This window comes from Bacillus sp. AFS029637 (genome assembly GCF_002584985.1).
GTDB lineage: Bacteria > Bacillota > Bacilli > Bacillales > Bacillaceae_G > Bacillus_A.
Genome location: NZ_NUPZ01000040.1, coordinates 155,589 through 181,552 on the forward strand (window position 1 = coordinate 155,589; position 25,964 = coordinate 181,552).

Annotated in this window: 26 protein-coding genes; all 26 read right to left on the reverse strand. The window is 37.7% G+C overall.

Annotated elements, in window-relative coordinates; genetic code table 11:
* The 26 genes from pyrH to acpP all read right to left on the reverse strand — a co-directional run bounded on the left by pyrH (nt 1) and on the right by acpP (nt 25,910).
* Entirely contained in the window at nt 1–723 is a 723-nt protein-coding gene (gene pyrH / locus COE49_RS21660) for a UMP kinase (protein WP_088230123.1), read from the reverse strand.
* Between the two features lie 66 nt (nt 724–789).
* Nucleotides 790–1,677, reverse strand: coding sequence for a translation elongation factor Ts (gene tsf / locus COE49_RS21665; RefSeq protein WP_060631984.1), 888 nt, complete (start codon nt 1,675–1,677; stop codon nt 790–792).
* A 103-nt stretch (nt 1,678–1,780) separates the two neighbouring features.
* A complete protein-coding gene (gene rpsB / locus COE49_RS21670; protein WP_000111485.1) occupies nt 1,781–2,482 on the reverse strand; it encodes a 30S ribosomal protein S2 in 702 nt (233 codons plus the stop codon).
* A gap of 349 nt (nt 2,483–2,831) precedes the next feature.
* On the reverse strand, nt 2,832–3,611 hold the full coding sequence (codY, locus tag COE49_RS21675; protein ID WP_000421290.1) for a GTP-sensing pleiotropic transcriptional regulator CodY: 780 nt from the start codon (nt 3,609–3,611) through the stop codon (nt 2,832–2,834).
* 77 nt (nt 3,612–3,688) lie between these two features.
* On the reverse strand, nt 3,689–5,080 hold the full coding sequence (gene hslU, locus COE49_RS21680; RefSeq protein WP_088230124.1) for an ATP-dependent protease ATPase subunit HslU: 1,392 nt from the start codon (nt 5,078–5,080) through the stop codon (nt 3,689–3,691).
* 22 nt (nt 5,081–5,102) lie between these two features.
* Nucleotides 5,103–5,645 carry an ATP-dependent protease proteolytic subunit HslV gene (hslV, locus tag COE49_RS21685; protein ID WP_000526274.1) on the reverse strand — a complete coding sequence of 181 codons (543 nt, stop codon included), beginning with the start codon at nt 5,643–5,645 and terminating at the stop codon, nt 5,103–5,105.
* Nucleotides 5,646–5,687: 42 nt separating this feature from the next.
* Complete coding sequence (gene xerC, locus COE49_RS21690) at nt 5,688–6,587, reverse strand: tyrosine recombinase XerC (protein WP_088230125.1); 900 nt, start codon at nt 6,585–6,587, stop codon at nt 5,688–5,690.
* 65 nt (nt 6,588–6,652) lie between these two features.
* Nucleotides 6,653–7,957 (reverse strand): FADH(2)-oxidizing methylenetetrahydrofolate--tRNA-(uracil(54)-C(5))-methyltransferase TrmFO, encoded by a 1,305-nt coding sequence (gene trmFO / locus COE49_RS21695; protein ID WP_098253116.1) that lies wholly within the window; start codon nt 7,955–7,957, stop codon nt 6,653–6,655.
* A gap of 51 nt (nt 7,958–8,008) precedes the next feature.
* Nucleotides 8,009–10,087, reverse strand: coding sequence for a type I DNA topoisomerase (gene topA / locus COE49_RS21700; protein ID WP_088230127.1), 2,079 nt, complete (start codon nt 10,085–10,087; stop codon nt 8,009–8,011).
* A gap of 144 nt (nt 10,088–10,231) precedes the next feature.
* Nucleotides 10,232–11,101, reverse strand: a complete 870-nt coding sequence (gene dprA, locus COE49_RS21705) for a DNA-processing protein DprA (protein ID WP_088230128.1) — start codon at nt 11,099–11,101, stop codon at nt 10,232–10,234.
* A gap of 87 nt (nt 11,102–11,188) precedes the next feature.
* Entirely contained in the window at nt 11,189–12,091 is a 903-nt protein-coding gene (gene sucD, locus COE49_RS21710; RefSeq protein WP_000115179.1) for a succinate--CoA ligase subunit alpha, read from the reverse strand.
* 19 nt (nt 12,092–12,110) lie between these two features.
* A complete protein-coding gene (gene sucC, locus COE49_RS21715; protein ID WP_001020788.1) occupies nt 12,111–13,271 on the reverse strand; it encodes an ADP-forming succinate--CoA ligase subunit beta in 1,161 nt (386 codons plus the stop codon).
* A 193-nt stretch (nt 13,272–13,464) separates the two neighbouring features.
* The gene (gene rnhB, locus COE49_RS21720; protein ID WP_088230129.1) at nt 13,465–14,238 is read right to left on the reverse strand and encodes a ribonuclease HII; all 774 of its coding nucleotides are present in this window, start codon (nt 14,236–14,238) and stop codon (nt 13,465–13,467) included.
* Nucleotides 14,239–14,289: 51 nt separating this feature from the next.
* Entirely contained in the window at nt 14,290–15,180 is an 891-nt protein-coding gene (gene ylqF, locus COE49_RS21725) for a ribosome biogenesis GTPase YlqF (protein WP_000236700.1), read from the reverse strand.
* A 20-nt stretch (nt 15,181–15,200) separates the two neighbouring features.
* Nucleotides 15,201–15,752 (reverse strand): signal peptidase I, encoded by a 552-nt coding sequence (gene lepB / locus COE49_RS21730; RefSeq protein WP_088230130.1) that lies wholly within the window; start codon nt 15,750–15,752, stop codon nt 15,201–15,203.
* Between the two features lie 101 nt (nt 15,753–15,853).
* Complete coding sequence (gene rplS / locus COE49_RS21735) at nt 15,854–16,198, reverse strand: 50S ribosomal protein L19 (RefSeq protein WP_001186515.1); 345 nt, start codon at nt 16,196–16,198, stop codon at nt 15,854–15,856.
* 146 nt (nt 16,199–16,344) lie between these two features.
* On the reverse strand, nt 16,345–17,079 hold the full coding sequence (gene trmD, locus COE49_RS21740) for a tRNA (guanosine(37)-N1)-methyltransferase TrmD (RefSeq protein WP_088230131.1): 735 nt from the start codon (nt 17,077–17,079) through the stop codon (nt 16,345–16,347).
* Entirely contained in the window at nt 17,079–17,594 is a 516-nt protein-coding gene (gene rimM, locus COE49_RS21745) for a ribosome maturation factor RimM (RefSeq protein ID WP_088230132.1), read from the reverse strand. The genes trmD and rimM overlap by 1 nt, the downstream gene beginning before the upstream one ends.
* A 121-nt stretch (nt 17,595–17,715) precedes the next feature.
* On the reverse strand, nt 17,716–17,943 hold the full coding sequence (locus COE49_RS21750; RefSeq protein WP_000737397.1) for a KH domain-containing protein: 228 nt from the start codon (nt 17,941–17,943) through the stop codon (nt 17,716–17,718).
* Between the two features lie 14 nt (nt 17,944–17,957).
* Nucleotides 17,958–18,230 (reverse strand): 30S ribosomal protein S16, encoded by a 273-nt coding sequence (gene rpsP / locus COE49_RS21755; protein ID WP_000268750.1) that lies wholly within the window; start codon nt 18,228–18,230, stop codon nt 17,958–17,960.
* Between the two features lie 100 nt (nt 18,231–18,330).
* Nucleotides 18,331–19,680, reverse strand: a complete 1,350-nt coding sequence (gene ffh, locus COE49_RS21760) for a signal recognition particle protein (protein ID WP_000863460.1) — start codon at nt 19,678–19,680, stop codon at nt 18,331–18,333.
* Nucleotides 19,681–19,692: 12 nt separating this feature from the next.
* The gene (locus COE49_RS21765) at nt 19,693–20,025 is read right to left on the reverse strand and encodes a putative DNA-binding protein (protein ID WP_000891062.1); all 333 of its coding nucleotides are present in this window, start codon (nt 20,023–20,025) and stop codon (nt 19,693–19,695) included.
* A 133-nt stretch (nt 20,026–20,158) separates the two neighbouring features.
* Entirely contained in the window at nt 20,159–21,148 is a 990-nt protein-coding gene (gene ftsY, locus COE49_RS21770; protein WP_000007653.1) for a signal recognition particle-docking protein FtsY, read from the reverse strand.
* A 15-nt stretch (nt 21,149–21,163) separates the two neighbouring features.
* Nucleotides 21,164–24,733, reverse strand: a complete 3,570-nt coding sequence (gene smc, locus COE49_RS21775) for a chromosome segregation protein SMC (RefSeq protein WP_098946100.1) — start codon at nt 24,731–24,733, stop codon at nt 21,164–21,166.
* Between the two features lie 147 nt (nt 24,734–24,880).
* Nucleotides 24,881–25,618 carry a ribonuclease III gene (rncS, locus tag COE49_RS21780; RefSeq protein ID WP_001146870.1) on the reverse strand — a complete coding sequence of 246 codons (738 nt, stop codon included), beginning with the start codon at nt 25,616–25,618 and terminating at the stop codon, nt 24,881–24,883.
* A 58-nt stretch (nt 25,619–25,676) separates the two neighbouring features.
* A complete protein-coding gene (gene acpP / locus COE49_RS21785; RefSeq protein ID WP_000786062.1) occupies nt 25,677–25,910 on the reverse strand; it encodes an acyl carrier protein in 234 nt (77 codons plus the stop codon).
* Between the last annotated feature and the right edge of the window lie 54 nt (nt 25,911–25,964).

The following is a 25,964-nucleotide window of genomic DNA, read 5'->3' on the forward strand; positions in this document are numbered from 1 at the left end:
TTATTTCCCCCTTACAACTGTTCCAATATTTTCACCTAAAACGGCGCGTTTAATATTACCTTTTTCCATAACTGAGAATACAATTAATGGAATGTCATTATCCATACATAAAGAAGAAGCTGTAGAATCCATTACACCTAAACCTTCTTTTAATACATCTAAGTAAGTAAGTGTTTCGTATTTCGTAGCTGTCGGGTCAATAGATGGATCCGCATTATATACGCCATCCACATTATTTTTCGCCATTAAGATAACGTCCGCTTCGATTTCAGCTGCGCGTAACGCTGCCGTTGTATCTGTAGAGAAGTAAGGATTACCTGTACCTGCTGCAAAGATAACAACACGTTTCTTCTCTAAGTGACGAACTGCTTTACGACGAATGTAAGGTTCTGCCACTTGACGCATTTCAATTGAAGTTTGTACGCGAGTTTGGATTCCGATATTCTCCAAGCTATCTTGAAGTGCTAACGAATTCATAACTGTAGCTAACATGCCCATGTAATCTGCTCCTGCACGATCCATGCCCATTTCACTTCCAATTTTTCCACGCCAAATGTTCCCGCCACCAACAACAACAGCAACCTCTACATCAAGCTCTGCAATTTCTTTTACTTGTTCCGCAACTGATTTAATAACAGATGGGTTAATTCCAAATCCTTGTTCGCCAGCTAAAGCTTCTCCGCTTAGCTTTAAAACGACACGATTATATTTCGGTTTACTCATAATGAACCTCCAATTGCTTACATCTTTATTTTAAAAAAGGGAACACAAAGTGTTCCCTAATCTGTATTAGTTGCTACCTTTTACTTGGTTCATTACTTCTTCAGCAAAGTTGTCTTCGCGTTTTTCGATACCTTCACCAACAGCGTAGCGAACGAATCCTTTTAATGTTCCGCCTTTAGACTCAACGAACTGACGAACTTTCATATCAGGGTTTTTAACGAATGCTTGGTCAAGTAAGCAAATTTCTTCGAAGAATTTGCCAAGACGGCCTTCAACCATTTTTGCAACGATTTTTTCTGGCTTGCCTTCGTTTAATGCTTGTTGTGTTAATACTTGACGCTCATGCTCAACTTCTTCAGCTGTTACAGCATCGCGGTCGATGTATTTAGGGTTAACTGCAGCGATGTGCATTGCAACATCTTTAGCAGCTGCTTCATCAGTTGAACCTTCAAGAACTGTTAGTACACCAATGCGTCCACCCATGTGTAGGTAAGCGCCGAATGCATCTGCATCAGTTTTTGATACGATTTCGAAACGACGAAGTGTAAGTTTTTCACCAATTTTAGCGATTGCTTCGTTGATGTGCTCTTCTACTTTTTTACCATTTTCCATTGTTTGAGCCATAGCTTCTTCAACGTTAGCTGGTTTGTTAGTTAATAGGTGAGCAGCTAATTCTTTAATTAAAGTTTGGAAACCTTCGTTTTTCGCAACGAAATCAGTTTCTGAGTTTAATTCTAAGATTAAACCATCGTTACCGTTTGTTTCGATGAAAGTTAAACCTTCAGCAGCAATGCGGTCTGCTTTTTTAGCAGCTTTCGCAATACCTTTTTCACGTAAGAAGTCAATTGCCTTCTCCATGTCACCATTAGTTTCTGTTAAAGCTTTTTTGCAGTCCATCATACCTGCGCCAGTTTTTTCACGTAATTCTTTTACCATTTGTGCAGTGATTGCCATACTTTTCATCCTCCTAAAATATGTATTTATACCTTTTATAAAGGTGTTTATACCTTAAAAAAGGTGATAAAAGGCCGAACCCCTTATCACCTTTCCAACTTTGTTACGCAGTAACAGTTTCTTCACCTTGTTTTGCTTCAAGGATCGCGTCTGCCATTTTAGATGTAAGAAGTTTTACAGCACGAATTGCATCATCGTTTGCTGGGATAACGTGATCGATTTCGTCTGGATCACAGTTTGTATCAACGATACCGATGATTGGAATGTGTAATTTGCGTGCTTCAGCAACTGCAATACGCTCTTTACGAGGGTCTACTACGAATAATGCACTTGGAAGACCTTTCATATCTTTAATACCGCCTAAGAATTTCTCAAGACGCTCTAACTCTTTTTTAAGTTGAACAACTTCTTTCTTAGGTAGTACTTCGAAAGTACCATCTTCTTGCATTCTTTCGATGTCTTTAAGACGCTTGATACGTTTTTGGATTGTTTGGAAGTTTGTTAAAGTTCCACCTAACCAACGTTGGTTAACGAAGTACATACCAGCACGAGTTGCTTCTTCTTTAATAGCTTCTTGTGCTTGTTTTTTAGTACCTACGAATAAGATGTCTCCACCTTCAGCAGCGATGTCGCGCATCGTTCTGTAAGCTTCCTCAACTTTTTTCACAGTTTTTTGTAAGTCGATGATGTAGATACCGTTACGCTCTGTGAAAATGTAACGCTTCATTTTTGGGTTCCAACGACGAGTTTGATGTCCGAAATGAACACCAGCTTCAAGCAATTGCTTCATAGAAATTACTGACATAATATAGTTCCTCCTAAATGGTTTTTGATATCCTCCGTTTACTTCATCTCTAAGCGAAACTACAAACGTAGCACCAACACTTAAATCGGTAAACGTGTGTACTTTGTACTGACACCACTGCTTACTATATCATACTGAAATATTACAATCAAGTCGAAAATGCGAACAATGTAAAACTTTCTTTATTCACACTCGAATTCTAGTATTACCAACCTGTATTTCTTTTAAGCAAAAAAGTGAAATACACATAATAGTTTCTAACAAAACATGATTATGGCGCTTTTCACAAACAACATCAATCTCTTATATACAAAAAAAACTCTCCTCAAGTGAGGAGAGTTTTTATAAATTAGTTTGTTTTTAATTTAGCAAGTTCCTGTAGAAACTTGTCGTTTAGCACTTTAATGTATGTTCCTTTCATACCTAAAGAACGAGACTCAATAACACCAGCACTTTCTAATTTACGTAGTGCATTTACGATTACAGAACGAGTAATCCCTACGCGATCAGCAATTTTACTTGCAACAAGTAAACCTTCTGTTCCATTTAATTCTTCGAAGATGTGCTCAATTGCTTCTAACTCACTGTAAGATAATGAGCTAATCGCCATTTGAACAACAGCTTTACTGCGTGCTTCCTCTTCGATTTCTTCTGCTTTTTCACGTAAGATTTCCATGCCTACAACAGTTGAGCTGTACTCAGCAAGAATTAAATCATCATCTAAGAATTCTTGACCAAGACGAGCTAATACTAATGTACCTAGACGTTCACCGCCACCAACGATCGGTACGATTGTAGTTAAACCTTGACCGAATAATTCTCTGTTTTCTACCGGGAATGCTGTGTAAGCACTGTTCACATCTAAGTTTGAAGATGTTTCTGTAATGTTAAATAAGCTTTGTGTATATTCTTCTGGGAATTGGCGCTCTGCAAGCATTTGCTTCATACGCTCGTTTTCGATTTGTTGGTGAATTGCATAACCTAGTAATTTACCACGACGACTTACAACGAACACGTTTGCTTCAATTACTTCACACATCGTGTCAGACATTTCTCTAAAGTTTACAGGCTTCCCTGCTGCGCTCTGTAATAACGCATTTAATTTTCTCGTTTTTGCTAATAATTCCATTTCAAAAGTTCCTCCTACATATTACTTACATATTTTTTCATCACTTGGAAACTAGGGCGAGTCACCTGATGACACTATTACAAAATAAACTGGCTCACATCTTTATTTTTAGCAATTGTTGCTAATTTCTCCTCAACGTATTGAGGTGTTATCGTTATTTTCTCTAACGTAATTTCAGATGCTTCAAACGATAAATCTTCAAGGAGTTTCTCCATAATCGTATGAAGTCTTCTTGCTCCAATATTATCTGTATCCTGATTAACTTGATAAGCAATCTCAGCAATCTTACGAATAGCTTCGTCTGAAAATTCAATTTCTATACCTTCAGTCGCTAATAATGCCATATATTGTTTAATTAGCGCATTGTCAGGCTCGATTAATATTTTCACAAAATCATCTGTCGATAATTTTGTTAATTCTACTCGAATCGGAAATCTCCCTTGCAATTCCGGAATTAAATCCGACGGCTTAGACATATGGAACGCTCCAGCTGCAACGAATAAAATATAATCCGTTTTTACTGATCCGTATTTTGTCGCAACATTCGATCCTTCTACAATTGGTAAAATGTCACGTTGCACGCCTTCACGTGATACATCTACGCTATTCGACTGCTTACCAGCAATTTTGTCAATTTCATCGATAAAAATAATCCCGAGCTGTTCAGCACGATAAACAGCCTCTTGTGTAACTTCATCCATATCAATTAAGCGCTGTGCCTCTTCATTTGTCAAGAGTTTTCTTGCTTCTTTTACAGAAAGTTTACGTTTTTTCGTTTTTTTCGGCATAAAACTTCCTAATGCATCTTGGAAATTCATCCCCATTTGTTCCATGCCAGTTCCTTGTAACATATCGAACATGGAAGACTGCTGTTCAGTCACTTCAATCGATACGATTTCATCTTCAAGAAGTCCTGCAGCAAGCTTTCTTTCCACATCTTGACGTTTCTTTTCGATTTCAACATCTTCCTCTGCATCAGATGTTTGATTCGAATTTTGAGCGCCGCCAAAAAGCATTTCTAATGGGTTTTTGAATCCAGATTGCTTCTCCGGACTTGGCACTAAAATTTCAACAAGTCGTTGGTTTGCTTGCTCTTCTGCTTTGTCTTGTACTTTAATTACCATTTCTTCTTTCACAATACGAACTGACGTTTCCACAAGGTCACGTACCATCGACTCTACATCTCTACCTACATATCCAACTTCTGTAAATTTCGTAGCTTCAACCTTAATAAAAGGTGCTCCAACGAGTTTCGCCATTCGTCGTGCTACCTCTGTTTTCCCAACACCTGTTGGTCCAATCATTAAAATATTTTTAGGTGCAATTTCATCACGTAAATCTTCAGCTAATTTACTTCGGCGGTATCGATTTCTCAAAGCTACAGCAACCGCTTTCTTCGCATCTTTTTGACCGATAATGTATTGATCTAATTTTTCCACAATTTGGCGCGGAGTAAAATGTAAATGCATATAAAATGCCTCCCTTACGATTCTACAATTCTTCAACAATTATGTTGTGGTTCGTATAAACACAAATATCGCCAGCAATCTCTAAACTCGCTTTCGCAATTTGTTTCGCTGTTAAGTGTTCACTTGCATATTGCTTTAAAGCACGACCTGCAGAAAGTGCATAATTCCCACCAGATCCAATTGCTAAAATGCCATCATCCGGTTCAATCACTTCTCCTGTACCTGAAACAAGGAGCATAGTTGTTTTATCCATGACAATGAGCATCGCTTCTAGCTGACGTAACATTTTATCGCCACGCCATTGTTTTGCCATTTCAACAGCAGCACGCTGCAAGTTGCCATTATACTCTTCTAATTTCCCTTCAAACATTTCAAAAAGAGTAAATGCGTCAGCAACTGAACCTGCAAAACCAGCTAAAACTTTACCTTGGAAAAGTCTGCGAACTTTACGAGCTGTATGTTTCATTACAACAGCATTTCCCATTGTCACCTGACCATCTCCAGCCATTGCACATTCTCCATTATGATGAACTGCAAATATCGTTGTAGCGTGGAAATTTCCCATAGAAAAAACTCCTTTATATGTTTTTATAGCTTTAAAAGCAATTTATGCCCGCGGGTGATGCTTCATGTAAACAGAACGCAATCTTTCTTTAGAGACATGCGTATAAATTTGTGTCGTCGACAAATTTTCATGACCTAACAACTCCTGTACAGTACGTAAATCCGCCCCTTCATCTAACATATGTGTAGCAAATGTATGCCTTAACATATGGGGACTTATCCGCATTGTCACTGAAGCCTTCTTAATGAGTTCGTTTAATACATAACGTACACCCCGACTTGTTAACGGCGTACCTTTCGCATTTAAAAATACCATATGAGAGTGTTCTTCAGTCTTGTTAGCTAACTGTTTTCTCCCGTTCTCTATATAAGTAATTAAAGCATCTTGTGCATAGCTTCCGAACGGAATATACCTTTGTTTTTTTCCTTTTCCCATCACTAAAATTGTTCCCACCGCGAAGTCAATATCGGTAAGTTGTAAATTGACACATTCACTAACACGGATCCCAGTCGCATACATCAACTCTAATAGTGCTTGATTTCTTTGACCCAGTGGTGTTTCCGTATCAGAAACTTCAAATAATTCCTCTAGCTCTTCAGCATATAAAAACTTTGGGATTGACAATTCTTTTTTGGGGAGTGACGCAAGTGCAAACGGGTTATCTGTCCGATAACCTTCACGCATCAAAAAACGATATAAACTTCGTAAGCTTGATACTTTTCTTGCGACAGATTTACGGGCTAACTTTTCATCATGCAACGTCGTTAAGTACAAACGAACATCTGCGTATGTAACATCTAAAAAAGAGGATATGCCTTCTCGCTCCATAAATTGCACAAAATGTTCTAAATCATTTTGATAACTTGCAATTGTATATTTTGAATAATTTCTTTCAATTTGTAAATATCCAACGAATAATTGTAACAATTTCTTCACATTCACATAACTCACCTCAATAAAGGCTACTAAATCGTATCACAACTTAGTAGCCTTTGCAAGATATTTAACTAAATATTTACAAAATTTTGAATCGTTTCTAAAGCACGTGTAGCATACGCTTCATTTCGTTCTGCTTTCTTCTTAATTTTCTTCTCTAACGGTGCGAATAGACCGAAGTTTGCATTCATTGGTTGGAAGTTTTTCGCATTTGTCGCTGTAATATAGTTCGCCATGCTTCCCATTGCAGTTACAGGTGGTAATACAACTGGTTCTTCACCTTTTACAAGTCGAGCAGCGTTAATACCCGCTAATAATCCTGATGCTGCCGATTCAACATATCCCTCTACTCCAGTCATTTGGCCAGCGAAGAATAAATCATCTCGTTGTTTATATTGATATGTTGGGCGAAGCAAGTTAGGTGAATTAATAAACGTATTACGATGCATTACGCCGTAACGTACAATCTCTGCGTTTTCTAACCCTGGAATTAGCTGTAATACTTCTTTTTGTGGTCCCCACTTTAAATGTGTTTGGAAACCTACAATGTTGTATAATGTTCCTGCTGCATCATCTTGACGTAACTGAACAACAGCATATGGCGTTTTCCCTGTTTTCGGATCTTCTAACCCAACAGGCTTCATCGGTCCAAACACTAGCGTCTGTCTTCCTCTACTTGCCATAACCTCTACCGGCATACAACCTTCAAAGAAAATTTCTTTTTCAAATTCTTTTAAAGGCACTGTCTCAGCAGCAATTAAAGCTTCATAAAAACGGTCAAATTCTTCTTCTGTCATTGGACAGTTTAAATATGCCGCTTCACCTTTATCATAACGTGATTTTAAATATACTTTATTCATATCAATGCTGTCTTTTTCAACGATTGGCGCTGCAGCATCATAGAAGTAAAAATAATCTTCACCTGTTAGTTCTTTTAATTGTGCAGAAAGATCTGGAGAAGTAAGTGGACCTGTCGCAATAATAGTTGGTCCTTCTGGAATTTCAGTGACCTCTTCATTCATAACAGTTACGTTTGGATGATTTTTCACATACTCAGTTACTTTCGCCGCAAATTCATGACGGTCTACAGCTAAAGCACCTCCAGCTGGTACAGAACACTCATCCGCTGCACGAATAATTACTGAATCCATTAAACGCATTTCTTCTTTAATAACTCCAACTGCATTTGTTAATGTGTTTGCACGAAGTGAATTACTACATACTAATTCAGCGAATTTATCTGTGTGGTGAGCCGGTGTTTGCCTTACTGGTCTCATTTCGTATAATTTAACTTGAACGCCGCGTTTTGCAATTTGGTAAGCTGCTTCACTTCCTGCAAGACCTGCGCCAATGACGTTTACTACTTGTGTTGTCATATTATATATCACCTTTCCTTTTCTTCCCGAAAAAAATGTGAGCAGTTACGCTCACATTTGTTGTTCTTCTTCATAATCGCACGAAATACATTGTACTTGCACGCCTTTTTTCAACTTTTTCTCTACAAGCATACCTTCGCACTTCGGACACTTACGGCCAATCGGCTTATCCCAAGATACAAAGTCGCATTCTGGATATGTACCGCATCCATAGAAAAGACGTTTCTTCTTATTACTTCGGCGTTCAATAATTTGACCTTTATCACACTTCGGACAAGTAACACCGATTTCTTTCACAATCGGCTTTGTATTACGACAATCTGGGAAATTCGAACAAGCCATAAATTTCCCATACTTACCCATTTTAAAGACCATTGGGTGGTTACACAATTCACAGTCTTCCCCAGCTGGTTCATCTTTAATTTCCACTTCACGCATTTCTTTTTCCGCTTTTTCTAAACGCGGTTCAAAGCCTACGTAGAAATCATCAACAATTTTTACCCAATTCGCATTTCCTTCTTCTACTTCATCAAGGCTTTGCTCCATATTGGCAGTAAATTCAATGTTAATAATTTCCGGGAAAAATTCTAAAATAAGTTCGATTACTATTTCACCAAGTTCAGTTGGAACGAAACGTTTATTATCCAAGCCTACATATCCACGTTTTTGAATCGTTTCTAGTGTTGGCACATACGTAGATGGTCTTCCAATTCCAAGCTCTTCAAGTGTTCTTACTAAACGAGCCTCTGTATAACGCGGTGGAGGTTGTGTAAAATGTTGCTTCGGTTCTAGATCCTTAGAAAATACAGTTTCCCCTACTTCTAAAGGCGGCAACATCTTATCCTTTTCTTCAGCCCCGTCATCTTTTGACTCTACATACACTTTCATAAATCCTGGGAACTTTACAACCGATCCACTAGCACGGAACTGAACATTGTTATTAATGAGTCTCGCTGTCACAGTATCCATTATAGCAGACGACATTTGACTTGCAACAAATCGCTCCCAAATCAATTTATACAATCGAAGTTGGTCACGGCTTAAGAAACTTTTTAGTTCCTCTGGCTTTCTCATTACCGAAGTTGGACGAATCGCCTCATGCGCATCTTGCGCATTTGATTTTTTCGTTTCTTTCTTCTTTTCTGTTCCTATGTATTCCGTACCAAACGCCTCAGTAATGTAAGTACGAGCCTCTGTTTGAGCTGTTTCTGAGATACGTGTTGAGTCAGTTCTCATATACGTAATAAGACCTACAGTCCCTTGTTTTCCAAGATCGATCCCTTCATACAATTGCTGCGCAAGCATCATTGTTTTCTTTGCTCGCATATTCAACTTACGTGCAGCTTCTTGTTGCAAGGAAGATGTTGTAAACGGTAATGCAGGATTACGTTTGCGCTCTTTTCTCGTTACATTTTCAACTGAAAACGCATTATCTTTCATCTGTTCAATTATTTCATTCACTTGCGTTTCATTCGTTAATTGAACTTTTTCACTATCTACACCATAAAAACTTGCTTCAAATGTGTCTTTCCCTTTCACAAATTCTGTCTTAATTGTCCAGAATTCTTCAGGTTCAAAGCTTTCAATTTCTTTTTCACGTTCGATAATTAAACGAACTGCTACAGATTGTACGCGTCCTGCACTTAGTCCTTTTTTTACTTTCTTCCATAATAAAGGACTAATATTGTAACCAACAAGGCGATCAAGTATACGTCTTGCTTGTTGTGCATCTACTAAATCCATATTAATCGCACGAGGATGTTTAAATGATTCTTTGATTGCATCTTTTGTAATCTCATTAAACACAACTCGGCAATCTGATTCAACGTCCACATTTAACGTATTGGCTAAATGCCAAGCAATAGCTTCCCCTTCGCGGTCTGGATCGGCCGCGAGATAGACTTTCTTTGCTTTTTTTGCCGCTGATTTTAAGTCTTTTAAGACGGGACCTTTACCACGAATGGTAATATACTTCGGGGTGAAGTTGTTCTTTACTTCTATCCCCATTTGACTTTTAGGTAAATCGCGAACGTGTCCCATAGACGCGACAACTTTGTATTTTTTCCCTAAATATTTCTCAATGGTCTTCGCCTTAGAAGGCGACTCCACGATTACGAGGTAATCTGACATGCTAGTGCCTCCTTAAGAGGTGGATTCAAGTCTTCATTAATCTTATTGATTTCTCTTGTTTTTGTCAATCAAGAATGAATATACCATACAGTGCCAATCTACCATTTGTCAATAATTGTTTAATAAAAACATAAAAATATAAGGTTAATTTAAAATCTCTTCTAAGATATCTTCTGCATTTCTTACTAGTTTTGCACCTTGTTGAATAAGATGATTCGTTCCCGATGCACCCTCTATAAATATAGGTCCAGGAAGCGCAAATACCTCCCTATTTTGCTCTAACGCAAGGTCCGCAGTAATAAGTGTTCCACTTCTCGATTTCGCTTCTACAACTAAAACACCTTTACTTATACCGCTAATAATTCGGTTTCGTTTTGGAAAATACCATTTTTTTGGCGCATAGTGCGGCGGATACTCTGTCAATAACAATATATATTCCTTCCACGCTTCATACAAATGCCTATTTTCTTTTGGATACATATAAGATAATCCATGTCCCAATATCGCAATAGTTGGGCAATGCTGTCTTACTGTAATTTCATGAGACATTGTATCTATCCCCCTTGCAAACCCACTAACAATAAGCCATTCTCTTTTTAATAACGGGTGTACAATAGACGCTAAACTCTCATGACCATATAAAGTCGGCTCTCTCGTTCCAACAATCGCTAGTTTATTTGCTTTATTGAGAAAACCCTTCTCTCCTTTTCCATATAAAACAAAGGGCGGATCTTGTATTTCACGTAATAATTGTGGGTATTCTTCATCCCATATAGTCATATAAAAGATTTGATTTTTCTCTAAATAAGATATATATTGCGATAGATTTGAACTTTGAAGAAAATGTACTAATTCTGAAGATTTTTTCGAGGATATTCCCATGTAGTGTTCCATTTGTTTTGCATTAAAAGTGTATATTTTTTTCAATTCTGGATCGACATACAGTAACCTTTTTATCGCCTTCCAATGGTCGGCTAACATGTAATGAAGGTGTAATAATCGTTCTCGTTTCATCTCATTTCTCCTTACCCATAATTTTTATTATGTAAACAGAAGAACTATAAAAAGACACCTCTAATAAGAAGGTGTCTTTCGAAAAGATTAATAGTTTTTACAAGTCTCAAATAATCCCTTTTCTTTTAAAACAGAGATTAATGTTTCACCCATAACAGCTGGTGTTTCTGCTACTTTAATACCACAAGCTTCCATTGTTTTAATCTTTTCTGCAGCAGTTCCTTTACCACCAGAAATGATTGCCCCAGCATGGCCCATACGTTTGCCTTCAGGCGCAGTTTGGCCACCAATGAAGCCCACAACAGGTTTTGTCATATTAGCTTTTACCCATTCAGCTGCTTCTTCTTCCGCTGTACCGCCGATTTCACCAATCATAATTACAGCATGTGTCTCTTCATCTTCATTAAATGCTTTTAACGCATCAATAAAGTCTGTACCGTTAACTGGGTCTCCGCCAATACCTACAGCAGTAGATTGACCAATACCTTCTTGTGTTAACTGATGTACAGCCTCATACGTTAATGTACCAGAGCGAGACACGATACCAACATGACCTTTTTTATGAATGTATCCTGGCATAATACCGATTTTACATTCATCAGGCGTGATAACACCTGGGCAGTTCGGTCCAAGTAAACGTGTATGTTTACCCGCCATATATCTCTTTACGTTTACCATATCTAATACAGGAATTCCTTCAGTAATACATACTACTAAATCGATTTCTGCATCAACCGCTTCCATAATTGCATCAGCCGCAAAAGCGGGTGGAACGTATACAACTGAAGCGTTTGCGCCTGTTGCTTTCACTGCATCTTCTACAGTATCAAATACTGGTACACCTTCAATATCAGTGCCACCTTTACCTGGCGTTACACCACCGACAATTTTCGTACCGTATTCAATCATTTGTTTTGTGTGGAATAACCCTTGAGAACCTGTAATACCTTGAACAATAACTTTTGTATCTTTATTAACTAATACGCTCATTTTTCTCCCCCGCTTTCTATTAGCCCACTAGTGAAACAATTTTTTGTGCACCGTCTGCCATAGATTCTGCTGCAACAATATTTAAGCCAGACTCATTTAAAATTTTCTTACCTAACTCTACGTTTGTACCTTCAAGACGTACAACTAAAGGCAATTCAAGACCTACTTGTTTCGTTGCTTCAATAACACCTTCTGCGATAACATCACACTTCATAATGCCACCAAAAATGTTAACGAAGATACCTTTTACATTTTTGTCAGAAAGGATAATTTTGAATGCTTCTGTAACTTTTTCAGCTGTCGCACCGCCACCAACATCTAAGAAGTTAGCTGGATCACCATGGTAATGTTTAATGATATCCATTGTAGCCATCGCTAAACCTGCACCATTAACCATACAACCGATATTTCCATCTAAAGGAATGTAATTTAAGTCATATTTAGAAGCTTCAATTTCTTTTGCATCTTCTTCCTCAAGATCACGAAGTTCTAAAATGTCTTTATGGCGATATAACGCATTAGAATCAAAGTTTAATTTCGCATCTAACGCCATTACTTTACCGTCACCTGTTGTAACAAGCGGGTTAATCTCAGCGATAGAGCAATCTTTTTCGATAAACGCACGGTATAAGCCCATCATAAACTTCACAGCTTGTCCTACAAGCTCTTTTGGAATATTGATGTTAAATGCGATTCGGCGCGCTTGGAAGCCTTGTAAGCCTACTGCTGGATCAATATATTCTTTAAAGATTTTTTCAGGTGTTTTTTCTGCTACTTCCTCAATCTCTGTTCCGCCTTCTTCAGACGCCATTAAAACAACTTGAGAAGTTGCACGATCTAACACAAGACCTACATAATATTCTTTTTTAATATCGCAACCTTCTTCGATAAGTAAGCGTTTTACTTCCTTACCTTCAGGACCTGTTTGATGTGTCACAAGTGTAGTTCCTAAAATGCTCTCTGCATATGTACGAACTTCATCTAAATTTTTTGCAACTTTTACTCCGCCAGCTTTGCCGCGTCCACCAGCGTGAATTTGTGCTTTTACTACACATACATCCGTTCCTAATTCTTTCGCTGCTTCTACAGCTTCTTCTACTGTAAATGCAACCTTCCCGTTCGGAACACTAACCCCATAGCTTCTAAGGACTGCCTTACCTTGGTACTCATGGATATTCATGGTCCCATCCTCCCCTGTTTTCCTGTTTTACTCGAAAAGTTTTTTAATGTTTAAAAAACATTACATTGCCATTGTATAAGATGATTGGCACGCTGTCTACAATAAAGTGTCAGAAAACTGAAATCGCTTTATTCTTTTTTGAAAATAGTAATGTTTATATGTCAAAATAAAAAATAAGCTGCGTTTTCGCAGCTTATTTTTGAATCATATCTTTAATAGGTGCAAACGATTTTCGATGTTCCTCTAATACGCCATGCACTTCAATCGCCTCTAAATGTTGTTTTGTTCCATACCCCATATGTTGTTCAAATCCATATGCAGGATACTTTTCTCCAAGCTCTTTCATCATACGATCTCTCGTTACTTTCGCAATAATGGATGCAGCTGAAATAGAAATACTTTTCGCATCACCTTTAATAATGGATGTTTGCGGAATTGGTGTAGGGAGTTTCATCGCATCAATTAATAAATATTGTGGTGTACAAGATAAATTCGCAACAGCATCTAACATCGCTTGTTTCGTCGCTTGATAAATATTTATCTCATCAATAACTTGCGGTGATACAATTCCAACTCCAATTGCAATTGCTTGTGCTTTGATTTCATCATAAAAACGCTCTCGCTTCGCCTCACTCAGCTTTTTCGAGTCATTTAACCCTGGAATATAAAAATCTTCCGGAAGGACAACAGCTGCCGTCACAACAGGCCCAGCTAACGGTCCACGCCCTACTTCATCAATACCTGCGATATATGCGAGACCTTTTTCACGTAATGCAATCTCATACTTGGACATTTCGAAAAACTTTTCTTTTTCTTTCTGCGCTAACTCTTTTTGTTTATACCACTTCAAAATGAGCTTTTGTACCCCTTTTCGCTCATCTTTCATTAATAGTTGAAAGCGGTCATCTTCTTCACTCATAATTTCTTGCAGTAAATGTTCCGCTTCTTGAATAGTCACTTTTTGCATTCATGCCACTCCCTTTATATACAAAAAAGAAAAGACGTACAAACGCACGTCTTATACTTCTTCTACTTTTTCTGCATCTTCTGTCTGCTCTGCAAACTCTTCTGGTGTTTCAAACGTCATTTTTCCAAGTTTGCCACCACGAAGTTCACGAAGTACAAGTTCAGATGTTTTATCATAATCAATCATTCCGCCGCCCATTAAGCAACCTCTATTTTTTCCAATCGCATCAAATAACTCCACGATGTCTTCTGGAATGTCATTTAAATTATAGCGCTCTTTCAAACGTTCTGGATAATGTTTCTCCATAAAACGTAGTGCGTAAACAGCAACATCTTGTAAATTTAAAATGGAATCTTTAATTGCGCCTGTTGTCGCTAATCGAAGACCCACTAATTGATCTTCAAATTTAGGCCACAGAATACCCGGTGTATCTAACAGTTCCATTTCTTTCCCAACTTTAATCCATTGCTGGGCTGTTGTCACACCTGGACGATCTCCTGTTTTAGCAATATTTTTCTTTGCTAATTTATTAATTAATGTAGATTTACCAACATTCGGTATCCCTACAATTAATGCACGAATCGCTCTCGGTCTAATACCTTTTGCAACCATTTTATCAAACTTTTCTTTAACCAACACTTTACAAGCCGCTGCAATTTCCTTCATACCTTGTCCAGCTTGCGCGTTAATTGAAATTGCCATATGACCTTTTTCTTTAAAATATGCAATCCATTGTTTCGTTAAACGATCATCTGCCATATCTGCTTTATTTAAAACAACAAGCCTCGGTTTATGCGTAATAATCTCATCAATCATTGGATTTCGAGATGATAAAGGTAATCGAGCATCTACAAGCTCAATTACAACATCAATTAACTTTAATTTTTCTGTTACTTGGCGTCTAGCCTTTGCCATATGTCCCGGGAACCATTGAATTACCATGTTGCCACCTTCTTTTTCTTTTATTTCACAATACGAGCATCTTTTAACGGCCAATATAGTATATTTGCTTTTCCAATCACTTGGTCCATTGAAATTGTACCAATCGAACGGCTATCTTTACTAAAACGACGATTATCGCCTAAAACGAATAATTGACCTTCTGGAACAGTTTTCTTCCCTGTCATTTCTTCAAGAGTAAAATCATATGTAAGCGGTCCGTCAGCAATCTGTTTTTTCTGCTTGTCTAAATATGGCTCCTCATAAGCCTTTCCGTTAACATATAGTGTATCATTACGATACTCTATTTCATCGCCTGGTAGGCCAATAATACGCTTAATATAGTCCTTATCTTCCGTTGCCCGGAATACGATAATATCAAATCGTTTTGGATCTCCTATGTGATAACCAATTTTATTGACAATCATTCGATCGCGATCGTGTAAAGTAGATGCCATCGATACTCCATCTACGAGAATTGGTGCAAAGAAAAACTGTCTAATAACGCCCGCTAATACAACAGCAATCAAAATTGCCTTGATCCATTCCCAAAGTGAACTCTTTTCTTTCTTCATGTATTTCCCCTCCACGGTTATGTAAGCTGCTCGTATTATATCAAAATTTTATATAGATTGGAAAAAGGGAGCTTGCGCATTTACAAGCTCCCATACATGTCTTATCGAATTTCTTTAATACGTGCTTTTTTACCGCGAAGGTTACGTAAGTAGTATAACTTAGCACGACGTACTTTACCACGGCGAAGTACTTCGATTTTCGCGATTCTTGGCGTGTGAATTGGGAATGTACGCTCAACACCTACACCGTAAGAAATTTTACGAACTGTGAATGTTTCACTGATTCCGCCACCACGACGTTTAATTACAACACCTTCGAAAAGCTGAATTCTTTCACGAGTTCCCTCAACTACTTTTACGTGTACACGTAAAGTGTCTCCAGGACGGAATGAAGGAAGGTCAGTTTTTAATTGGCCTTTTGTAATTTCTGCGATTAATTGTTGCATATTAAATTCTCTCCTTTAAACAGATGTTCTTATAAAGTCTTAATAAATTACAGCGGAACATCGTTAATACGGCTACTGATTTCAGTAGCACAAATGTTATAATAGCATATTGCTAGGACTGTTGCAATAGAAAATATATCAAGTCCTTATCGGCCTTCTTTAATTTGTTCTAGCCATTTCTCTTCTTGTTTAGATAATTCTCGTTCTTCCAGTAAGTCCGGTCTACGTGTATACGTACGACGCAAGGACTCTTTATGGCGCCATTCATCAATATTTTTATGATTTCCTGACATTAGTACATCCGGTACCTTCATACCACGAAAATCAGCTGGACGTGTATAGTGTGGATGCTCCAACAAACCTGTACTAAACGAATCTTCTACTTGCGAAGCATGGTTCCCTAGCACTCCTGGCAATAGACGTACGACACTATCAGTAATAACCATAGAAGCTAGTTCTCCACCAGTTAATACGTAATCACCAATAGAAATTTCATCTGTTACGAGATGTTCACGAATTCTTTCGTCATAGCCTTCATAATGCCCACATACAAAGATTACATGTTCTTCCTCTGCAAGCTCTTCCGCTTTCTTCTGAGTAAATCTTTCCCCTTGCGGACACATTAAGACCACTCTCGGCTTACGCTCTGTTTCTTTCGTTAAATCTTCCACCGCATCAAAGATAGGCTGCGGGGTTAATACCATCCCAGCGCCCCCACCATACGGATAATCATCTACACTATTATGTTTACTAGTCGTATAATCACGGAAATTGACAACACGAAGCTCTACAGCTTCTTTTTCTTGTGCTTTCTTTAAAATTGAAGATCCAAACACACCCGTAAACATATCTGGAAACAACGTTAAAATATCAATTTTCATTATAGCAATCCTTCCATTACATGAATGGTTACTAATTTATTTTCAATATTAACTTGAAGTACAACGTCATCAATATAAGGAATTAAAAGGTCTTGACCCTTTGGACGTTTAATTACCCAAACATCATTTGCACCAGGAGATAGAATCTCTTTAATTGTTCCTAGTGCTTCTCCTTCTTCTGTCACAACACTGCAACCGATAATTTCATGATAGTAGTATTCACCTTCAGCTAGTTCGCCTAGCTGCTCTTCTGGCACTTTTATTAAAGAACCTTTGAACTTCTCTACTTCATCTACATTGTTGTATCCTTCAAATGTTAATAAATCAAATGTCTTATGTTGACGATGAGAAGTTACTTTTACCGGAAGGTAGTCTGTACTTTTCTCATTCGATATGTATAAAGTGTTTCCTACTTTATATCGCTCTTCTGGAAAATCAGTACGAGAAATCACACGAATTTCTCCTCTTACGCCATGAGTATTTACAATTTTCCCTACATTAAACCATTTTGTCATAAACAGTATGTCACCCCTGGTTTCTATATAAATTAAGCATCTCCATTTCACATATGGAACATGCAACTTCTCTTTAAATGTTAAAAAAGGGAGAGGAATTAACTCCTCGCCCTTTTTACGTTTATTGAATTTCCAGTGTTACTTTCTCATCATTATGATGTCCCACTGAATACAAGAGCATTCGAATCGCTTTCGCAACCTTCCCTTGCTTTCCAATGACTTTTCCAACATCCTCAGGATGTACAGTTAATCGATACTTTATCTCTCCGTTGTAAAGTTCCTGTGTAACTTTTACATCTTCAGGATGATCGACAAGAGGCTTGACAATCGTCTCGACTAACTTCTTCATAGTCATTGCCTCAATTACTTACCTTGTTTAGATAAGTGGAATTTCTCCATGATACCTTGGTTAGAGAATAAGTTACGAACTGTATCAGATGGTTTAGCACCATTTCCTAACCATTTTAATGCTGCTTCTTCGTTGATCTTAACTTCAGCTGGTTGAGCAACCGGATTGTAAGTACCGATTTCCTCAATGAAACGTCCGTCACGAGGAGAACGAGAATCTGCAACAACTACACGATAGAAAGGAGTTTTTTTAGCTCCCATACGTTTTAAACGAATTTTAACTGCCATTTATAAAGCACCTCCGAATTTATTTCACACAGATAATTATATTAGCAAAAAGACTATTGCTTTGTAAAGTATTTTTTCTTAACAGAGCCATCTTTTTTCCTTACATGAATGGAAACTTCAATCCACCTAGTCCTTTTTTCTTACCTTTTTGCATTCCCGTCATCGTTTTCATCATCTTTTTCATATCATCAAATTGCTTGATTAAACGATTGATTTCTTGTACCGTTGTACCGCTACCTTTGGCAATGCGTTTTTTACGACTAGCATTGATTATTTCCGGTTGTTCTCGCTCTAATTTAGTCATAGAACGAATAATCGCTTCAATATGCCCAATTTGCTTTTCATCAACTTGCGCATTTTTCAGCCCTTTAATTTTATTTGCACCAGGAAGCATTCCTAACAATTCGTCAAGCGGTCCAAGTTGACGCACTTGTCCAAGTTGTTCTAGGAAATCGTCAAGTGTAAACGAAAGCGTACGCATTTTTTGCTCAAGTTCTTTTGCTTTCTCTTCATCAACTGTAGCTTGCGCTTTTTCAATTAATGTTAAGACGTCTCCCATCCCTAAAATACGGGATGCCATACGTTCTGGATGGAACGCTTCAATTGCATCTAGTTTTTCACCCATACCAGCAAATTTAATTGGTGTATTTGTTACCGCCTTAATAGATAATGCAGCACCACCGCGCGTATCACCATCTAATTTCGTTAATACAACACCTGTTAAACCTAACTGTTCATGGAAACTTTGTGCAACATTTACCGCGTCTTGTCCCGTCATCGCATCGACAACAAGGAAAATTTCATCCGGTTTCGCAACTTCTTTCACTTTCGCTAATTCATCCATTAGTTCTTCATCAATATGCAGACGACCTGCTGTATCGATTAAAACATAATCGTGATGATCTTCTTTTGCTTTTGCAATCGCTTGTTTCGCAATTTCAACAGGACTTACTTGATCTCCTAAAGAGAATACAGGCATGTCCAATTGCTTCCCTAATGTTTCAAGCTGTTTAATAGCTGCTGGACGGTAAATATCCGCTGCAACAAGCATCGGTTTACGATTATGCTTTTTACGTAGCAAATTCGCAAGCTTACCTGTCGTCGTTGTTTTACCCGCACCTTGCAGACCAACCATCATTATAACAGTTGGCGGCTTATTAGCAACAGCAATTTTGCTTTGCTCTCCGCCCATAAGTTCTGTAAGTTCTTCCTGTACCACTTTAATTACTTGTTGTCCAGGTGTCAAACTTTTCATTACATCTTGTCCGACAGCACGTTCAGACACACGCTTTACAAAATCTTTTACTACTTTAAAGTTAACGTCCGCTTCTAAAAGAGCAAGACGAACTTCTCTCATCATTTCTTTCACATCGGCTTCAGAAACTTTTCCTTTGCCGCGGATTTTTTGCATTGTCTGTTGAAGTCGGTCGGCTAATCCTTCAAATGCCATATTGCCGCCCTCCTAATCTAATTTTTCGATAGCTTCAACAACTTGTTTCATTTCTTCATTCACATGCTCTTCTTCGCTGATTAGCTGTTTTAGCTTTGCAACAAGTCGCTGTCGCTCTTGAAACTTTTGAAGTAATACTAATTTTTCTTCATATTCTTCAAGCATCGCTTCAGTCCGTTTAATGTTATCATACACGGCTTGGCGACTTACATCAAATTCTTCCGCAATTTCACCAAGAGATAAATCATCTAGATAATAAAGCGACATATAACTTCTTTGTTTTTGCGTTAACAACGATTGATAAAAATCAAATAAATAGTTCATTCTCGTTGTTTTTTCGAGCATGTTGGATCATCCTTTGTTAAGTGATTTCCCTTTACATGAATTAGTTTACATGGAGTACAAAAGAGTGTCAAGTTTTTTTCTTAACATCACATATTTTTATAGAAAAAGAAGCGGAAAATACCGCTTCTTTCGCTTATACTTCTTCTGTTTCTACTAAGTTCGCAAATAAACCATACACATATTGTTCCGGATCGAACTGTTGCAGATCATCCATCTGCTCTCCTAATCCAACGAATTTCACCGGTACATCCATTTCGTTACGAATCGCTAATACGATACCACCTTTAGCAGTGCCATCTAACTTCGTTAAAACAATACCAGTAACATTCGTTGCTTCGCGGAATGTTTTTGCTTGGCTTAAACCATTTTGTCCAGTTGTCGCATCAATAACAAGTAATACTTCATGAGGAGCCCCTGGTACTTCACGCTCAATTACACGCTTCACTTTCTCTAACTCTTTCATTAAGTTCACTTTATTTTGTAAGCGTCCTGCTGTATCACATAGTAATACGTCCACTTTACGTGCTTTCGCTGCTTGTACAGCGTCATACATAACTGCTGCTGGATCAGATCCTGATCCTTGTTTAATCACTTCTACACCAACGCGATCGCCCCATACTTCTAATTGTTCAATCGCTCCAGCACGGAATGTGTCTCCTGCCGCTAATAAGACGGACTTACCTTCTGATTTAAATTTATGAGCTAACTTACCAATTGTAGTCGTTTTCCCTACACCGTTAACACCAACAAATAAAACAACCGTTAATTGATCCTCTTGTATATTAACTTCATTACTAAAGTCGCTGTCACCTTTGTAAATTCCTACTAACTTTTCTGAAATGACAGCCTGTACTTCTTTCGGATCTTGAATGTTACGACGTTGCACTTCTTCTTTCAACTGATCAATTAATTCCATTACTGTCGAAACGCCGACATCTGCACTAATTAAGATCTCTTCTAATTCCTCAAAGAAATCTTCGTCTATTTTGCGATAACGATACACTAAATCATTTACTTTATCAGCAAATGAATTTCTTGTTTTTTCTAATCCTTGTTTAAACTTCTCTGTTACTGTATCTGTTTGTTTTGAAATTTTCTCTTTTAATTTTTTAAAAAAGCTCATACTGTCCCATCCTTCCTATTTGCTTGCAACTAGTTCTTCTCCATCACCTAAACGAACCGAAACAAGTTTAGATACCCCTGATTCTTGCATTGTTACACCGTACAATACGTCAGACTCTTCCATTGTACCTTTTCTATGTGTGATTACAATAAACTGCGTCTCATCACTAAACTTCTTTAAATACTGGGCAAAGCGGACAACATTCGCCTCATCAAGAGCCGCCTCTACCTCATCTAGTACACAGAATGGTACTGGGCGTACTTTTAAAATACCAAATAAAAGCGCAATTGCTGTTAAAGCACGCTCTCCACCTGAAAGTAAACCTAAGTTTTGCAGTTTCTTCCCTGGCGGTTGCGCTACAATATCAATACCCGTATTTAATAAGTCTTCTGGATTCGTCATGACTAAATCCGCTCTACCGCCTCCAAATAATTCAGAGAATACCGATTGAAACTCCATTCGAATCCCTTCGAATGTGGTAGAAAAGCGTTTTTTCATTTCTTCATCCATTTCGGTAATAAGTTGGTGCAATGTCGTTTTCGCTTCTTCTAGATCGCCTCTCTGCTCTAATAAGAACGTATGACGCTCTGCTACACGCTCATACTCATCAATTGCACCTAAGTTTACTGTGCCTAATTCTTCTATGGATAATTTGATTAATTTTACTTTCTTACGTGCATCTTCCGCTGGCATTGCCATTGTATATTTGAGTTTCGCTGCTTCGAATGAAATCGTATAGGTTTCACGTAAATGTTGCAATCTATTTTCTAGCTCTACATCAAGTCGATTTATTTTCACTTCTTGATCTTTCAGCATCTCAAGAATATATTTATGTTTACCTATCGTTTCTTTCAGACTACGCTCTAAATGTTCAGCTCTTTCTTGTAATGATACACGTTGTTCACGACGAGAACGTATTAACTCTGAAGTTTGATTACGATCATATGCTTTCTTCTCAATCATATTCGTAATTTGCTCTTCACCACTTGAATTCGATGTCATTTCTTGTTTTAAGAATGCTAAATCCTCTTTCGTTTTTACAAGTGTTGCATCCGTTTCGTCTTTTTCCTTCGTCAATCGTTCAACTTTTTCTTTTTGATTAGATAAGCGTTGTTGCTTTTCAGCCGCCAACACTTTTAACTCAGTCATTTCTTTTTGAACTTTTTCTTTCGAAGAATGCTGCTCACTTTTTTGTTTTGTTAAAGCGACAATTTTACTATCTAACTCCGTGATATCAGCTTGAAGATTCGTTAAAATCCCTTCTAACTCCTCTTTACGCCCTTGCATTTTTACTCGATCTTGTAAGAAGCCTTCAATCTCTAAATCATAAATAGATAAGCGATCGTTAATACGATGTTCTTCTAATTCTAAACGGTTAATTTCTTCTCTTAATCTCTGCTCATCTACACGCTCTGCTTCTACACTTTGTCTTAGTTCTCGTATTTTTAATTCTTTTTCTTGAATTTCTTGTTTTACTGCTTTAACAAAGTTTTCTAACTTCGTTGTTTTTTCTTCCATATCAGTTAACTTGTTAGTCCACTCTTCCAGTTCACGTTGACGTCCTAATAAAGAAGATTTCGCTTGTTTTACCGCTCCACCCGTCATAGAACCACCAGGGTTCACTACATCACCTTCGATTGTTACAATGCGATAACGGTATTGTAGTTGTTTCGCTAGTTCATTTGCTCCACGTAAGTCTTTCGCAACAATAACCGTACCTAATAAATTTGAAACTACATTTTCATATTTATTGTTGTACTGAACAAGTTCTGCCGCCACACCTACAAACGATGGGTGTTGATTTACGATACGTAATTGCTCAAATGATAACGATCTACTCTTAATAACAGCTTGCGGTAAAAACGTTGCTCGTCCATGTTTATTTTGCTTTAAAAACGCAATTGCATTACGAGCATGTTCTTCAGTTTGTACTACGATATGTTGCATAGCTGCACCTAAGGCAATTTCCATTGCGATTTCATATTCTTTCGGTACAGTCAGTAGTTCTGCGACAGCTCCCTCGACACCTTGCAATCTATTTTCTCTAGCTTTCAATACTTCACGTACTCCTTGATAGAAACCAGAGTAGTCTTCTTGCATCTCTTCTAACATTTCTTTTCGAGAACGTGCCTGTTGTACAAATTGATACGCTTGATATAGTTTCGTTTCATTTTCACTATACTGCGTCTTACATTTCCCAAGCGCCACTTCTGTCTTCTGTATGTCCGAAAGAAGACCAGCTACTTTTTCTTTCACTTGTTCATAATTCTCTACAAGTTTCGTCTTTTTCGCTGTAATTTCCATACGCATTTCTACATATTTCGCATTTTCTTCATCAAGACGTTCATTTTTAGAGCTTTGCTGTTTAGATTGTTCTTCAATCATAGATAACTCATTACGATGACTAGCTTGTTGATTTAAAAGTTCAATATAATCACCTTTTAAATTCTCAATTTTCTCCTCTAAATTGTCAGCGAAAGTTGCAAGCAATAGCTCATTATCATGCAATTTTCTCTCTAACTCTTTTACTTGATTTGCAAATTGCATCAACACTTCTGTACTCGACTCAATTTCACCATCATAACTTTTAGCTTTTTCTGTTAATTCAACAATTAACTGTTCAAGCTGTGCACAATGCGTCGTTGCATTTTGCTTTCTCTCTTTTAATAACTCACGCTGTCCTTCTAGTTTTTCTAGCTCTTTACTAGAAAGAAGAAGTACTTCTTGTAAGGAATCTACAGACTCATCTACCGCTTGTAATTGCCCCCGTAATTCCTCAAGCTCTTCTTCACCTTTTTGTAAATTCGTTGACATTTTAGCTTCTTCGTTTTTATTATGCCCAAACTGATTTCGAAGCGCTTCCCATTTCTCATGTAATTCTTCAATTTCATGTACAATAAGCGCTGCTTCTACTTTCTCTAATTCTTCTTTTTTCTCAAGATAATCTTTCGCAATAGAAGCTTGTCTTTCTAAAGGTTCTACTTGACTACTTAATTCGTGAATTATATCTTGTACACGATTTAAATTTTCTTGCGTTTCTGCTAATTTCCCTTCAGCTTTCTTTTTACGAAGTTTGTATTTCAGCACACCCGCAGCTTCTTCAAATACACCACGACGCTCTTCTGATTTACTACTTAAAATCTCTTCAACTTTCCCCTGGCTAATAATCGAAAAAGCTTCTCTTCCCATACCAGAGTCCATAAACAAATCAATAATATCTTTTAATCTACATGATTGTTTATTAATATAGAAATCACTATCACCTGAACGAGATACACGGCGCGTTACACACACCTCATTATATTCAATCGGCAAACGTTGATCTTCATTATTTAAAGTTAATGTTACTTCAGCAACATTAACTGCTCTTCTCGTATCACTGCCCGCAAAAATAATATCCTCCATCTTTGCACCACGTAATGATTTCGCAGATTGTTCACCAAGTACCCAGCGAATTGCATCCGTAATATTACTTTTCCCACTCCCATTAGGGCCTACTACAGAAGTTACACCAGGAACAAAATCAACAGATACACGCTCAGCAAAAGATTTAAATCCTGCTATTTCTAATCTTTTTAAAAACACGAAAGGCCTTCCTCCTATTCTCCGTTGTTATAAACGCTGTTTGCATGCAAACGAGCCATTATACGGATTTCCCTCCCTTTTATTTACAAACAAAAAGAAAGTTTCATTCTATGCATAAGGAATCCCCCTCATTCAAAGGGGGATTCCTTATAGTTGTTCTTTTAACTTTTTCAACGCTTCTGCAGCAGCTTGTTGCTCTGCTTCTTTTTTCGACTTTCCACTACCAAGACCTAATGCCACGTTATTTAACGTAACACGTGACACAAATTCTCGATTGTGGGCTGGTCCTTTTTCTTGCAGAATTTGATATTCAATATTGCCACTACCATCACGCTGAATCAATTCTTGTAATTGACTCTTATAATCCATCACATGAGAAAAAGCACCTTCATTAATTTTCGGATATACAACTTCTTTTAAGAATCCCCAAACTGTTTCTAGCCCTTGATCAAGGTAAAGGGCCCCAATAAACGCTTCAAAGACATCCGCTAATAAAGCTGGTCGTTCACGTCCACCCGTCATTTCCTCACCTTTTCCTAATAAAACAAGGCTACCAAATGACAACTCGTTTGCAAAACGAACAAGAGATGGCTCACATACAATAGCTGCACGTAGTTTCGTTAACTCTCCTTCGCTCATTGTCGGATATTTTTGAAACAGATACTGTGATACAGTGAGTTCCAATACAGCATCACCAAGAAATTCAAGACGCTCATTGTCCTCGTGCGGTTTTTTTCGATGCTCATTCACATACGATGAATGCGTAAATGCTTGAATCAGTAATTTTTCATCTGTAAACGTAATACCTATCTCTTCTTGAAATACTTTAAACGCTTCACGATATTTTGTTTCGTATTTTTTTTCTCTATGTTTTCGGTACGGCATAGGTCCCTCCAGATATAAGCCGAGAAGCCCCGCTAAAAAACGGGACTTCACTTAAGCATTATAGATGACTCTCTATGTAAGTCACAGCATCGCCAACAGTAGCAATCTTTTCAGCATCTTCATCAGAAATTTCCATTTCGAATTCATCTTCCAATTGCATTACAAGTTCTACTACATCTAGGGAGTCTGCGCCTAAATCTTCTTTAAAGCTCGCAGCTGGTACTACTTCAGTTTCTTCTACACCTAAACGATCAACGATGATTTTTGTTACACGCTCTAAAACATCTGCCATTCCATTCACCTCCCCTCAAATATTATATTAAATATTTGCAAAAAAAACTAGTTG